Here is an 11,946-nt window from a genome sequence, read left to right as displayed (position 1 = left end):
ATGCACGCCGTACTCGAACGGCAACTGGCGGCGCTCGCCTCGGGAGACCTGGAGGCGGTGATGGAGAACTACACGCCGGACGCCACGCTCATCAGATTCGACCAGGTCTTCGTCGGAGCCCAGGCCATCCGGATGGGGCTGTCCGTCTACCTCGCCCTGAAGCCACGCCTGGTGACTCTCGAGGAGTACGCGGAACAGGGCGACACGCTGCTCTACCGGGCCGTCATGAACGTGGGCGGCCAGGAACGGCCGGCCGTGGGAACGCTCGTCCTGCGCGAGGGACGGATCTGGCGCCAGACGGCTGCGTTCATCGGAGAACAGCCGTCCGCCGGGCTTCCCGCAGAGAGGACCCGTCCATGATGGCCGTCGGGGAATCCCGTCTGCCTGGGGGACGATTTGCCCTCGCTGCCCTGGGGCTCGGCGCCTTCGTGATCGGTACGGCCGAGCTCGTCATCGTCGGCGTACTGGACCTGATCGCGGACGACCTGGAGGTCTCGGTCGGCGCCGCCGGACTCCTCGTCACGGCCTACGCGCTCGGCATCTCCGTCGGAGGGCCCGTAGTGACCGCGCTGACCATCAAGATGGGGCGGCGCCGGGTCCTGTGGCTGGCGCTGGCCGCCTTCATCGCAGTCAACATGGTCGCGCTGACAGCCGTGGAGTTCGGTGTGCTGCTGGCCGCCCGAGCACTCACCGGCGTCCTGCACGGACTGTTCCTGGGCGCGGCCGCATCCGTCGCCACCGGGCTGGTACCCGCCGAACGCCGCGGCCATGCCATCTCGTTGGTCTTCGGCGGCATCGCAGTCTCCACCGTGCTCGGTGTCCCGCTCGGCACCTGGCTCGGGCAGACGTTCGGCTGGCGCGCCACGTTTGTCGGCGTCGTCGTCCTGTGCGCCCTCGCCCTGGTCGCCACGCTGTTGTGCGTACCGGAGGCGGGCGGCGGCGCTCCGGCCGGACTGGCCGCCCAGGCCCGCCACGCGTTCGCACCGCGAGTGCTGGGGATGCTGGGGGCCGGAGTGCTGCTGATGGGCGCCCAGTTCACGGCCTTCACCTACCTCGCGCCGTACGTTCAGGACGTCACCGGCGTCGGGGGAGGCAGCGTCGGTGTCTTCTTGCTGATCTTCGGAGTGACCAGCGCGATCGGCACGTTCGCCGGCGGCAGATTCGCCGACAGAAACGCGTCCGGCACCCTGCTGGCGGGCAACGCCTTGCTCGTGCTCGCGCTCGGCGGGCTCTATGCGTTCGGGACGCATGCCGTGCTCGTCGCCGTGGCACTGGCGGGCTGGGGCCTGGTCGGTATGGGCGTCACGCCTTCCCTGCAGCTGCGGATCATGTCTCTGGCCGGCGAGGGTGAAGACTTGGCCGTCACCCTGGGAGCCTCCGCGGTCAACGCCGGTATCGCGGCCGGTGCAGCCTTCGGAGGCTGGGTCGTGGCGGCACACGGCCTCGGCCAGGTCCCGCTGGCAGCCCTGGTCATCGCGGTTGTGGCGTTCCCCGCGACGTGGGCGACTCGTTGGCTGAGGGTGCCCAGCGCACCGCTCCGAGGCACCGGCACCAAGGAGGCCCAGTCGGCCTGGCCGAGAACACATACGCCGGGACGATGACCGAGGCACGAGAGCCCCATGTGCGGATCTTCACCACCGTGACCAGACATCGAACCGTATCGGTGGTGGGCTCGACGACATGTGGTCTGGAGGTCATGGGCGACGTGGTCTGCCCGGTCGTCCCGGTCCTCATCGGCGATACTCCGACCGGCCGTACGGTCTCCGGCCTCATCGCACGCGCCGGCCTCGTCGAGCAGCCCGCGGTCGCCTCCGACGCGGCCCGCTTCCGCCTCCAGGCCATGGCGGACCAACCGACGACGACGTCGACACCGCCCTCGACATCCTCTACACCTGCATCCGCGAGGCTCGGCAGACCGCCCGCTGAACCCCTGCTTTCCGCAGGGCAGCGGTCGGCGCAGTCCAGACGCCTACTGGGTGCTGCTCGGACGTCATGTGCAGTTGCCCTTGCGTGCCACTGCTGTCCGGAAGCTTCGGGTGAGTGCTGCGTCGTCCGATCCGGTCTGTACGAGGGTCTGCCTGCCGTCGCACTTCAGCGTCTTCGACCAGGGGCCGGACTCGGAGCCGTTCAGCCAGATCAGGTACGGATCCTGCGTGACGGTGAAGTGCAGCTCCTCGCTTCCGGCGCGAAGCGAGCAGCTCCAGAGCCTGAAGTCGCCCTCGGCCACGTACTCCTCGGTGTACTTCGCGGGCGTGCTGAAGCCTGGCAGACCGCATGCCTTTCCGGCGGTCGGGGCGTGCTTTTCGAGCAATCGCGGAGCAGCGGCCGATGTCTTGAACGACGCGTTCGAGCAGCCGAGTTGAAGTGTGAGCCTGGTCGCGGACGTCATCAGGACATCCGCCATCCGCTTTTGCAGCGTGCCGTCACGCCACGTTGCTTTCTGGTCGTCTTCCGCTTTCAGTCGGACGTACAGCGGGCTGCCGAACTGCAGCTTGCCGGAGCACGACGCGGGCAGCAGTACCCCCGCCATGCTTCGGTTGACCCAGCCGGGCACGCCCGCGATCGGCGCCCGGAAGGGGGAGACTCCTGCGACGTCGTCCGCCATGTACCAGACATCGATCATGGGCGAACCGTCGACGGTCAGCCGGAACTGCGGCTGCTTCATCGCTCCGTGCTCGTTGAGGCCCGCCCCGACCTCGCAGTCCGCGCGTGTGGTGCCCTTCAAGTCTCCCTCGTTGGACGCGTACCGCTGAAGCGAGTGCACACTCAGCGCGGCGACGTCACCGCGCTTCAGTGTGCCCCAGCAGAAAACGGTCTGCTCTGCTGTCGGGCTGCCGTCGCCGCGCAGCATGGTGCAGGCCAGGCCCACGGTGGCCATAACCAGCAAGGCTGCCACGACCAGGACGACTTTGACCGTGGCAGTCTTCCTCATCACGATGCGCACTTGTAGTGCCGTTCCATGCCCCGCGCCGCTTCCGTCAGCACCTGCCTGACCCGAGGAACCAGGGCTGAGGATTTCCAGCCGTAGTGCTTGCGTACCTGGATCGTGGTGAGGAGAAGGAGGTCGACCCGGCTCGCAGTGGTGCGGTGGAGCGCGTCCACACAGGAGGCCGAAAGACGGAGCCGGCCCCCCGCCTGCGTGACCCAGCCCGCCCGGCTGCCCGTGAGGCGCTCAGTCCCTCTGGGTGGGGTGACGCTGTTCGCTGTTCCATCGCGCAACGACAACTGGAACTGGATGTCGGCGACATCCTTGCCGGATCTGACGTCGCACATAGCCTCCTGCTCCTGCGCGCCCGTCTCAGTGGCGGAGACGGGTTCTTCAGTCACCAGGAGCGGCCTCGCCTGTGCCCGGGACAGCGCGCCCCAGCACATCGCGTTCGAGTCGGTGGTCTCGTCGCGTGGCCACAGCTTGATCGCGGTGACGACCACCAACACGGCAAGGGCCGCAGCGGCTCCGAACAGGGCCTTGCGTACGCCACTCCGTCTGGACGGCGACACCGGGGCGTTGGCATCGGCAGAAACCGGTGTACGGGGCTGGATCATCTCTCAGTACCGCTCGCCCATGGCCTGGTCGGCTCCCTTGATGCCGTGGTTGTACCAGGATTCCTCGATGCTCTGGAGGTTGTCCTCGTACTCACCCGGAGAACGGTCGAGGTCCTCACGCTTCATACCCATGTCCAGAGCCTGCTGTTCCAGCATCGCGTCCATTTGGCGCCGGCCGTTGGAGAAGTGGTCGGCCATGTGTTCCCGGGTCTCCTTGTCCACTTGGGCGTTGAGATCGTTCATGTATTCGGCCGTGCCGACGTCGACCAGGCGCTGCATGGTGTCGCCGACGATCGGGATGCCCGTGATCGGGGCTCCGATGACGTGGTAGTTCATCATCTTGTTCCAGCTGTTGGTGTCTTTCTGGGCCTGACCCATGTCGTAGATGACGTCCCCGCGGATTCCGTCCATGTATCCGAGGACCGATGACGACTGCTTGACCCAGGCGTGCAGAGCGGGATCGCTGTGTTCGAAGGACCCCTTCCCGAAATGCCGGAGACCTTCGGCGATCACGGCGCTCTGCGACTGGTGCATCGTCTGGAAGGCCTTGGGATCTTCAGCTGCGCCCCGCATGACGCGCGTAAGTGCCTCGCGTTGGATATCGAGGTGGTTGAACTGGCTGGAGCCGTTGAGGTCCTTGCCGAGGATGTCGTGCACGTCCGACGCGTAGTCGCCGATCATGTCACCCATGGGGTGCCGCAGCGCCGCGGGTAGCGCGTCCTGCTGACCCTTGGACTGCTCGCCGTAGTAATTGACGGACTTCTCGAAGATGTCCGCCTGAGCGGCGCTGTGATGAACGGGGATCTGGGCGTGCAGCGGGGTGCCGGGCTGGCGGCCGGTCGCGGCGGCTTCCAGAGCGTCGCCAAAACTCGCCCGCGCCGAAGTCTTGACGAGATCGTCGGGCATCTCGCTCTCGACGTTGGAGCCGGGCCAGTGGCGTCCCTTGAGGAAGTAGTCGAGGTTGTCGTTCTTGTGCGGGTCGAAATAGGACTCGGCCGCCTCCGGGTTGCGGCTCATGGCCTTCATCAGGCCGCCCATCGGGTCCTCCTGGGTGCCCTTCCAGTTGTCCCCGATCCCCGGATACGGATCCTTGGTGTGCGTCTCGTAGTCGCGGATCTCGTCACCGGTGGCCGACAGCAGGTTGCCGTCGTACACCGCGTCTCCGGCACCCATCAGCTTGGTGAGGGTGCCCAGGCCCGTGGCCTCGCCCTCCAGGGCTCCGGGATGCTGCGCGGGCAGGCCGTTGCCCTCACGGGCCGTCTTGAGGAGCTTCTCGGTCCAGTCCGAGGGGACACCGCCGCTGGGGCCTAGCGGGGCGTCGGGACGGGTGGCGGTGGCCAGGTTGGCCGACAGGGCATCCCGCAGGCGGCGTTCGGCGGACGACACCTGGCCGTCACGGCCGCCGCCCTCCAGGTTGCCGGCCAGCAGAAGCAGAGCCTCCTGCCCGTCCCGACCGCGGAAGTTCAAGTCCTTCATGAGCTCGCCGGCGAAGACCGGGGAGTTCTTGCCCTGCTCGGTCAGCTTGGCGAGCCGGTTCATCTCGTCGTCGGACAGCCCGTCGAGCCGGGCGTACAGGTCTGCAGCCTCTTTTGCGTTCTTCTTGTCCTGTACGGCCTTGCTGTCCGCGTCAACGGCCTCGTCCCGGTCTCGGTAGTCGGAGTCGGCGAAACCGGCCTTGACACTGTCGACCAGAGACTTGAGGACCTTCGCGGCGGAACTGTCGCTCTCCGTGGCCTTGGTGAGAATCCTCTTCACTTCGTCGCGCAGTAACTCCGCGTCGAGCTCGTCGTGGTCGGGCACCGTCGTGCCCTTTGCGGCGCGGTCGGGGTGGACGATCATCTGGACGTGGAACATCCCGCATCCGTCGTCGACCACCGTCAGGTTCTTCTTCCGGCCGCGCTCGATGGCCTCTTCGAGATGAGTGCGGTAGTCGATGAGCTCTTCACGGGTGTCGCGGAGGATGTTGGTGACGCTCTGGGCCTGTGTGTGTGCGTCCGTGAACTCGTCGGCCGTCTTCGACACGAACTCCCGGGAGACCGTGGCGTTGATTCCCTCCCAGCGCGCCTTCACGGCCTTGGTCTTGAGGTTGTCACGCGCGTCCCGTTCGAGGGTTTCCAGCTTCTTGGTCATGGACTCCCAGTCGGAGATCGCTGAGCCGAGCTGGGCGAAGTTGCCATGCAGCAGTACGTTCAGATCCATCAGTAGCCCCGGTGCTGGTCGAAGCCGTTGTCGAGTGTGGAGATGCTGCTGATCGTGGCGTAGATCCGTTCGTCGTCGCCCTTGTGGACAGCCTGTGTGAAGTCCAGATGGGAGTAGATGTGCACGCACGCGTCGAGCAGCGACTGCACCTGGTCCACCCACCGCGTCGCCACATGGTCGAGGGCCTCTCCGATCAGGAACCCCTGATCCATCAGCCCTCCGGCGGCCTTCATCGACGAGATGCGCGCGAGATCGCTGTACTGGTTGAAGTCCGTATACAGCGAGAAGGCCGCGTCACCCACGGCCTTCAGGTCCTTCTCGCACACCGTCAGATCGCCATGGTGGGGTCCTCCGCCTCCGCCCGGGTCGGCCACCTGGTTCAGCTGCATGTGGGTTGCCCTGCGCTGCTTCGCCTCTGCCTTGAGCTGTTCCCATTCATCCCACGCCATGCGAGACCCTCCCCCGTACGAAACGCCACTGCGATCTTTGAACTTGCTTGACCGTAGGGGTCGTGCACTCTGTGGCTGCTGGGAATGACAAGGGCTTAGCGATCTTCATACGGATTGGAACGGATGGCGATTCCCCCGATGAGCCGGTCGGTCGCGGTGGGGTCTCCGGTTATTGCGAGGTCAGGAAAGGCCGGAAGCCCGGAGAACCTCCTGCACGGTCTCGTCGTCGATGCGGTGGCCCAGGCGGTTAAGGACATCCACTCCGTGGCGCAGCGTTCCGCGCTCCAGAGAGCGGCGGACACCCGTGTCGAGTTCGTGCCAGAGCAGGGGATTGGCGGCGAGGACGCGTGGGTCGAGCTCCAGGCGGTGGCCGTAGACATCCCGCAGGACCAGGTGGGAGGAGACGCCGTCGTACTGCCGTACGACTGCCAGCGCGTCGGTGCGGACGATGCGCCGGCGCCAGAGGGTCCGTACCGCCAGCCAGCCAGGACCCGCACTCACCTGCTGCGGCAGCAGTACGGCGCATACGGCGGTCGACAAGGTGGACCAGAGCAGGGCGCGGAGCGGCGTCAGGCTTCCCGCGTCCCAGTCGACCAAGAGGCTCATGGTGCAGAAGACCAGGGCGCAGCTCACCGCGAGCCGAGTGCTGCCACGCCAGTGGCGATCGCCGGCCGGGCCCGCCGGTCTGCTCCGTCGCATGTCGCCGACGCTAGGCCGCCGTACGTGGTCCGGCGACCGCTGCTGACGGAGTCCTAACGCCCTCCGGGGCGATCTTGACAGGATCTATACGCGTCATCTTGCCTCAGCCGGCGTGCACGCGCACAGTCGCTGCCGGTGGTCCGGTTCCGCCTCGCGCAGGACCTCGCGGGTGACGGGGCCGCCTCGCCCCGACCGAAGAGGAGGACCGACTCCTGGGTCAGGGCCTGACATCCAGCGTCATGTCGCACGACGTTTCCTCGCCGCCCCTCAGCCAGGTGATACGGACCTGCAGGCTGCTCGCGTCCGGATGCAGGGAGGGCTGGGCGGTGAGGCTGCCGTCGGTGAAAGTGCCGTCCGGATGGGTGCCGTAGGCGCCGCCGCGGTCGTCGTACTCGTTGCCGAGGTCGTCCAAAGCCTCCAGGAGCGGCACTACGAGGGACTCGCCGTCGGTCTCGGGGAGCGGCGGCGAGATCCGGTAGTGGACGGTGAAGGAGTCGTCTGCGCGCTTGAGCCGGGTGATCGTGAGCTCGTGGCTGCCTTCGAGGATCGGGAGGGTGAGGAGAGGCGGCTTCCTGGGCACTGGTGTCTCCTTCTTTTTCGGGGGCGTCGCTAGGCGCTGAGCCGATGGTGTGACACCGGGCTCCCCACCGCGTAGTGGACGTATTCGCGGACCAGGCGGAACCCGGAATTCCAGGCCAGGAGGCGGCTGGCGCGGTTGTGTACCGAGCAGTTCCAGCTTGGGGCGTGGCCGCGGGAGGTGATGTCCGCGCACATGGAGGTGACGCAGGCCAGGGCAAGGTGGTGGCGTCTGCGGTCGGGGACGGTGTACACGGCTACGTCCTCGTATCCGGTGCCGCGGAAGTAGGTGCAGGCCACCGCCAGGATGCGGCCGGTGCGGCCCACTGCCGCCCAGGCGTGTCCGGAGGCGGCGAGGCCGCGCGGTCCGCCCCAGCTGGCCGAGAGCCAGGAGGCGTCCGGGCCGAGGGCGTGCACGGCGTCGGCATCCGCTGGTTCCAGATGCCGTACGGTCACCGCGTGCGGGACGGTGGCGGGCTGGGGCGTGGCCTGGAGTGTCCAGACCATGCGCTCCCAGGGAGTGAGCCGGTCGAAGGCTGCCCCGAGGGCGGGCAGGAACCGTGCCGGAGCTTCGACGCGGTTGCCGGCCAGCTGGGCGAGGACACTCGGCGTGAGCTCCTCCGGGCTGCCGCGCAGCACGACGTGGCCGGCGCAGGAGACGGCGACGGTGCGCGGCTGGACGGGCCGGTCGCCCCACCAGCGGCCGATTCCCGTGGCCAGCACGTGTTCGGCGATCGTGGCGAGTCCGGGGGAGCCGGTGGGGAACCAGCGCGCGAGCGCCCGTGGGTCCGGCGGTGAGATCTCGATCATCAATGCCTCGTAGGTGTGGGAATGGACATGAGCCGGGCGGGCGACCAGGCATCGCTTCTCCCAGTCGCCCGCCCCTGCGTCGCTCGTTCAGCTCTGGCCGGCCTTGCTGCCGTGGTTGGCCTTCTTCTTGCGGCGGTCCTTCTTCTTGCGGGCTCGCTTCGACATGTCTGTCAGTTCCTTCGTTCTGGGGGGTTCTTCAAGCGGTGCGGCCGACGAGCAGGTCCGCGAGCTTGTTGAGGCGCTTGACGGTGCGGTCCTCGGTCGCGGCCGGTGCCGGGTCGACGCGCTCGTCGCGGTCGTAGTAGGCGCCGTTGACGATCTCGACGGCCGGGTCGCACAGCCGGACCACGTGCGCGGCGCCCTCGGCCGGAGTGACGCCCTCGTGCGAGTACAGCGGCAGCAGGGCGGTGTCGCAGACGCCCGGGTGCACGGAGACCGCGGTGACGCGCGGGTCGGCGGCGAAGACGGTCAGAGCGAGCTGGGACTGGGCGTAGGCGGCGAGGCGGGAGTAGCGGCGGGCGCGGTTGGGGTCGGCCCACTGGATGGAGGCCGTGCGGTGCAGCGAGGAGGAGACGTTGACGACCCGGCCGCCCGGGTCGCTGGTGAGCGCAGGCTCCAGCAGGCAGGTGAGGAGGTAGTGGGCCAGGAAGTTGACCTGGAAGGCGACCTCGTTGCCGTCGGCGGTGACGGTGTGCCGCTCGGGGGCGGCCATGGCCGCGTTGTTGACGAGCACGTCCAGGTGCGGGTGTTCGGTGACGACGCGGTGGGCGAGGGTCTCCACTTCGTCGAGCCGCGAGAAGTCGGCCGCGAACGTGCACAGTTGGGCGGCGTCGATGCCCGCGGTCGCGATGAGGCTGTCGGCGGCGGCCTGGGTCTCCTCGGCGGTGCGGCCGTGCAGCAGCACGGTGGCGCCCTGCTCGGCGAGCTGACGGGCGGTCTCGTAGCCGATGCCGGAAGTGGCTCCGGTGACCAGGACGGTGCGGGAGGAAAGGTTTGAGTCGGACATGTTCCCATCCGGGGATACAGGCACGCCGACACGGCCCGGCGAGGGGCGGTGGGCGTGCGGTGAGGAAGGTGGGTCGAGGGGCGCCGGAGCCGATCACGGCGCCCCTCGGGTCACGGAAAGCGGCGTCGGCGGGACACAGCGTCGGCGGGACGCGGACGCTTCCGGTCAGCGCGGCACACGACGCGACGGCCGAGCGGGACTCGGCGGTCGGTCGAAGAGAAGCCAGGCGCTGTTCACAGGCTCTATGGAAGCCGTCCCGCAGCCGCCGGGCAAGGCGGAACCTCGTTCTCTGACGGGGCTCTGACGTGAGCATACGCGTCCTTGACGGGGAACTTGGCGGGGCTCAGTCAAGGCCCGGCACCCCCGACACGAGCAGGTCGATCAGCTTGATGCCGATGAAGGGGAGCGCGAGTCCGCCGAGGCCGTAGACGAGGAGGTTGCGGCGGAGCAGGTCGTGGGCCGAGGAGGGTGTGCAGCGCACCCCGCGCAGGGCCAGCGGGATCAGCGCGACGATGATCAGGGCGTTGAAGATGATCGCGGAGGTGATGGCGGAGGTGGGGCTGTGCAGGCCCATCACGTTCAGCGACTCCAGGCCCGGGTACGAGCCCGCGAACATCGCCGGGATGATCGCGAAGTACTTCGCCACGTCGTTCGTGATGGAGAATGTGGTCAACGCACCGCGTGTGATGAGGAGTTGCTTGCCGATCTCGACGATCTCGATCAGCTTGGTCGGGTTGGAGTCGAGGTCGACCATGTTGCCGGCCTCCTTCGCGGCCGACGTGCCGGTGTTCATGGCTACGCCGACGTCCGCCTGGGCGAGCGCGGGCGCGTCGTTGGTGCCGTCGCCGGTCATCGCGACCAGCTTGCCGCCCTCCTGCTCCCGCTTGATCAGCGCGAGCTTGTCCTCCGGCGTCGCCTCGGCCAAGTAGTCGTCTACGCCCGCCTCCTGGGCGATGGCGCGGGCGGTGAGCGGGTTGTCGCCGGTGACCATGACCGTGCGGATGCCCATGCGGCGCAGTTCGGCGAAGCGTTCGCGGATGCCGTCCTTGACGACGTCCTTGAGGTGGATGAGGCCGAGGACGCGCGGGCCGTCCCAGTCGTGCACGGCGACCAGCAGCGGGGTGCCGCCGGACGCGGCCACGGCGTCGGCGTACATCCGTGCCTCGGGCGGCACTTGGCCGCCGTACATCTGCGTCCACTCGATCACCTGCTGGGCGGCGCCCTTGCGGATGGCGCACACGGCTCCGTTGTCCCAGCGCAGGTCGACGCCGCTCATGCGGGTCTGCGCGCTGAAGGCGACCCAGCGGGCGTTCGTCAACTCGCCCTCGGCGGGCGCCCGCAGCCCGTACCGCTCCTTGGCGAGGATGACGACGGAGCGGCCCTCCGGGGTCTCGTCGGCCAGTGAGGAGAGCTGGGCGGCGTCGGCCAGTTGCCGTTCGTCGACGCCGGGCAGCGGGACGAAGGCGGCGGCCTCGCGGTTGCCGAGGGTGATGGTGCCGGTCTTGTCGAGCAGCAGGGTGTTCACGTCACCCGCCGCCTCGACCGCCCGGCCGGACATGGCCAGTACGTTGCGCTGCACCAGCCGGTCCATGCCTGCGATGCCGATCGCGGAGAGCAGGGCGCCGATCGTGGTCGGGATGAGGGTGACGAGGAGCGCGACCAGCACGGTCGTCGACTGGGCGGCGTCCGCGTACTCGCCCATCGGCTGAAGGGTGACCACCACCAGGATGAAGATGATGGTCAGGGAGGCCAGCAGGATGTTCAGTGCGATCTCGTTCGGCGTCTTCTGCCGGGACGCGCCCTCCACGAGGGCGATCATCCGGTCCAGGAAGCTGTGGCCCGGTCGGGCGCTGACCCGGACGACGATCCGGTCGGACAGGACCGTCGTACCGCCCGTGACCCCGCTGCGGTCCCCGCCCGACTCCCGGATGACCGGCGCCGACTCGCCGGTGACGGCGGACTCGTCCACGGCGGCGGCACCGTCGACGACGTCGCCGTCCGCCGGGATCATCTCGCCCGCCTCGACGAGCACGACGTCCAGCGGTTTCAGGTCGGTGGCGGCGACGGCCTCCGTGCGGGCGGCGGCGAGGTTCGTGCCGTAGCTCCAGTGCAGGAGCCGCAGCGCCACCGTGTCCGTACGGGCCTTGCGCAGCGACTCGGCCTGGGCCTTGCCGCGGCCCTCGGCGACGGCCTCGGCGAGGTTGGCGAAGACGACCGTCAGCCACAGCCAGAGGCTGATGACCCAGGTGAAGACGGTGGGGTGAAGTAACGCCGACAGTGTGGTGAGCACCGCGCCGACGGAGACGACGAACAGCACCGGGTTCTTCACCAATACGCGCGGGTGGAGCTTACGCAGCGCCTCGGGGAAGGAGCGGACGAGTTGCGCTGGTTCGAACAGCCCGCTCGGAGCGCGGCGCCTCGCCCTTCTTCGCTCCGGTCCGGTCCGGGCTGTGCGCTCGGGGCGTGACGGTGGGGCCTTCTCGGGGGCAGCGGGAAGCATGGACACCTTCGTGTCTCGATGGGTGACAGGGACAGCGGCCACGGGTCCGTGGGGGGGGGGGGGGCCCCCCCCCCCCCCCGGGGGCCCCCCCCCCCCCCCCCCGCCCCCCCCCCACAAAGACCGCCCGGCCGGCCCCCACAGCCACACCCCCACCCCCCCCCCCC

At 68.6% G+C, this 11,946-nt stretch carries 12 protein-coding genes; 2 read left to right on the top strand and 10 right to left on the bottom strand.

The genetic code is table 11. The features are described 5' to 3' along the window. Positions 1-360, top strand: a complete 360-nt coding sequence (locus ACIRU3_RS40680; protein ID WP_404067966.1) for a nuclear transport factor 2 family protein — start codon at positions 1-3, stop codon at positions 358-360. After that, positions 357-1,601 carry an MFS transporter gene (locus ACIRU3_RS40675; RefSeq protein ID WP_404067963.1) on the top strand — a complete coding sequence of 415 codons (1,245 nt, stop codon included), beginning with the start codon at positions 357-359 and terminating at the stop codon, positions 1,599-1,601. Before ACIRU3_RS40680 ends, ACIRU3_RS40675 begins: the two co-directional genes overlap by 4 nt. Before the next feature lie 389 nt (positions 1,602-1,990). Here the strand turns inward: ACIRU3_RS40675 and ACIRU3_RS40670 are convergent, their stop codons facing one another. The 10 genes from ACIRU3_RS40670 to kdpB form a co-directional block, all read right to left on the bottom strand. Next, complete coding sequence (locus tag ACIRU3_RS40670; protein ID WP_404067961.1) at positions 1,991-2,944, bottom strand: hypothetical protein; 954 nt, start codon at positions 2,942-2,944, stop codon at positions 1,991-1,993. Continuing rightward, on the bottom strand, positions 2,932-3,543 hold the full coding sequence (locus ACIRU3_RS40665) for a hypothetical protein (protein WP_404067958.1): 612 nt from the start codon (positions 3,541-3,543) through the stop codon (positions 2,932-2,934). Before ACIRU3_RS40665 ends, ACIRU3_RS40670 begins: the two co-directional genes overlap by 13 nt. Before the next feature lie 3 nt (positions 3,544-3,546). Next, a complete protein-coding gene (locus ACIRU3_RS40660; protein ID WP_404067957.1) occupies positions 3,547-5,742 on the bottom strand; it encodes a DUF6571 family protein in 2,196 nt (731 codons plus the stop codon). Further along, on the bottom strand, positions 5,742-6,191 hold the full coding sequence (locus ACIRU3_RS40655; RefSeq protein WP_404067954.1) for a hypothetical protein: 450 nt from the start codon (positions 6,189-6,191) through the stop codon (positions 5,742-5,744). Before ACIRU3_RS40655 ends, ACIRU3_RS40660 begins: the two co-directional genes overlap by 1 nt. A 180-nt stretch (positions 6,192-6,371) precedes the next feature. Beyond that, a complete protein-coding gene (locus ACIRU3_RS40650; protein ID WP_404067951.1) occupies positions 6,372-6,890 on the bottom strand; it encodes a hypothetical protein in 519 nt (172 codons plus the stop codon). 217 nt (positions 6,891-7,107) lie between these two features. Further along, positions 7,108-7,470, bottom strand: a complete 363-nt coding sequence (locus ACIRU3_RS40645) for a hypothetical protein (protein ID WP_404067948.1) — start codon at positions 7,468-7,470, stop codon at positions 7,108-7,110. Between the two features lie 29 nt (positions 7,471-7,499). Then, complete coding sequence (locus ACIRU3_RS40640) at positions 7,500-8,276, bottom strand: GNAT family N-acetyltransferase (protein WP_404067945.1); 777 nt, start codon at positions 8,274-8,276, stop codon at positions 7,500-7,502. A gap of 87 nt (positions 8,277-8,363) precedes the next feature. After that, on the bottom strand, positions 8,364-8,441 hold the full coding sequence (locus ACIRU3_RS40635) for a 50S ribosomal protein bL37 (protein WP_373310759.1): 78 nt from the start codon (positions 8,439-8,441) through the stop codon (positions 8,364-8,366). Between the two features lie 31 nt (positions 8,442-8,472). After that, positions 8,473-9,282 carry an SDR family NAD(P)-dependent oxidoreductase gene (locus ACIRU3_RS40630; RefSeq protein WP_404067942.1) on the bottom strand — a complete coding sequence of 270 codons (810 nt, stop codon included), beginning with the start codon at positions 9,280-9,282 and terminating at the stop codon, positions 8,473-8,475. Between the two features lie 343 nt (positions 9,283-9,625). After that, complete coding sequence (gene kdpB, locus ACIRU3_RS40625) at positions 9,626-11,782, bottom strand: potassium-transporting ATPase subunit KdpB (protein WP_404067939.1); 2,157 nt, start codon at positions 11,780-11,782, stop codon at positions 9,626-9,628. Between the last annotated feature and the right edge of the window lie 164 nt (positions 11,783-11,946).

This window comes from Streptomyces sp. NPDC101151 (assembly GCF_044768335.1).
GTDB lineage: Bacteria > Actinomycetota > Actinomycetes > Streptomycetales > Streptomycetaceae > Streptomyces.
This window is presented reverse-complemented; position numbering and strand designations above follow the sequence as displayed.

Excerpts from the sequence above, each read along its gene's own strand:
- ACIRU3_RS40680 (WP_404067966.1), top strand. The coding sequence starts at position 1 with ATGCACGCCGTACTCGAACGGCAACTGGCGGCGCTCGCCTCGGGAGAC.
- ACIRU3_RS40675 (WP_404067963.1), top strand. The coding sequence starts at position 357 with ATGATGGCCGTCGGGGAATCCCGTCTGCCTGGGGGACGATTTGCCCTC.
- ACIRU3_RS40665 (WP_404067958.1), bottom strand. The coding sequence starts at position 3,543 with ATGATCCAGCCCCGTACACCGGTTTCTGCCGATGCCAACGCCCCGGTG.
- ACIRU3_RS40660 (WP_404067957.1), bottom strand. The coding sequence starts at position 5,742 with ATGGATCTGAACGTACTGCTGCATGGCAACTTCGCCCAGCTCGGCTCA.
- ACIRU3_RS40655 (WP_404067954.1), bottom strand. The coding sequence starts at position 6,191 with ATGGCGTGGGATGAATGGGAACAGCTCAAGGCAGAGGCGAAGCAGCGC.
- ACIRU3_RS40650 (WP_404067951.1), bottom strand. The coding sequence starts at position 6,890 with ATGCGACGGAGCAGACCGGCGGGCCCGGCCGGCGATCGCCACTGGCGT.
- ACIRU3_RS40640 (WP_404067945.1), bottom strand. The coding sequence starts at position 8,276 with ATGATCGAGATCTCACCGCCGGACCCACGGGCGCTCGCGCGCTGGTTC.
- ACIRU3_RS40635 (WP_373310759.1), bottom strand. The coding sequence starts at position 8,441 with ATGTCGAAGCGAGCCCGCAAGAAGAAGGACCGCCGCAAGAAGAAGGCC.
- ACIRU3_RS40630 (WP_404067942.1), bottom strand. The coding sequence starts at position 9,282 with ATGTCCGACTCAAACCTTTCCTCCCGCACCGTCCTGGTCACCGGAGCC.
- kdpB (WP_404067939.1), bottom strand. The coding sequence starts at position 11,782 with ATGCTTCCCGCTGCCCCCGAGAAGGCCCCACCGTCACGCCCCGAGCGC.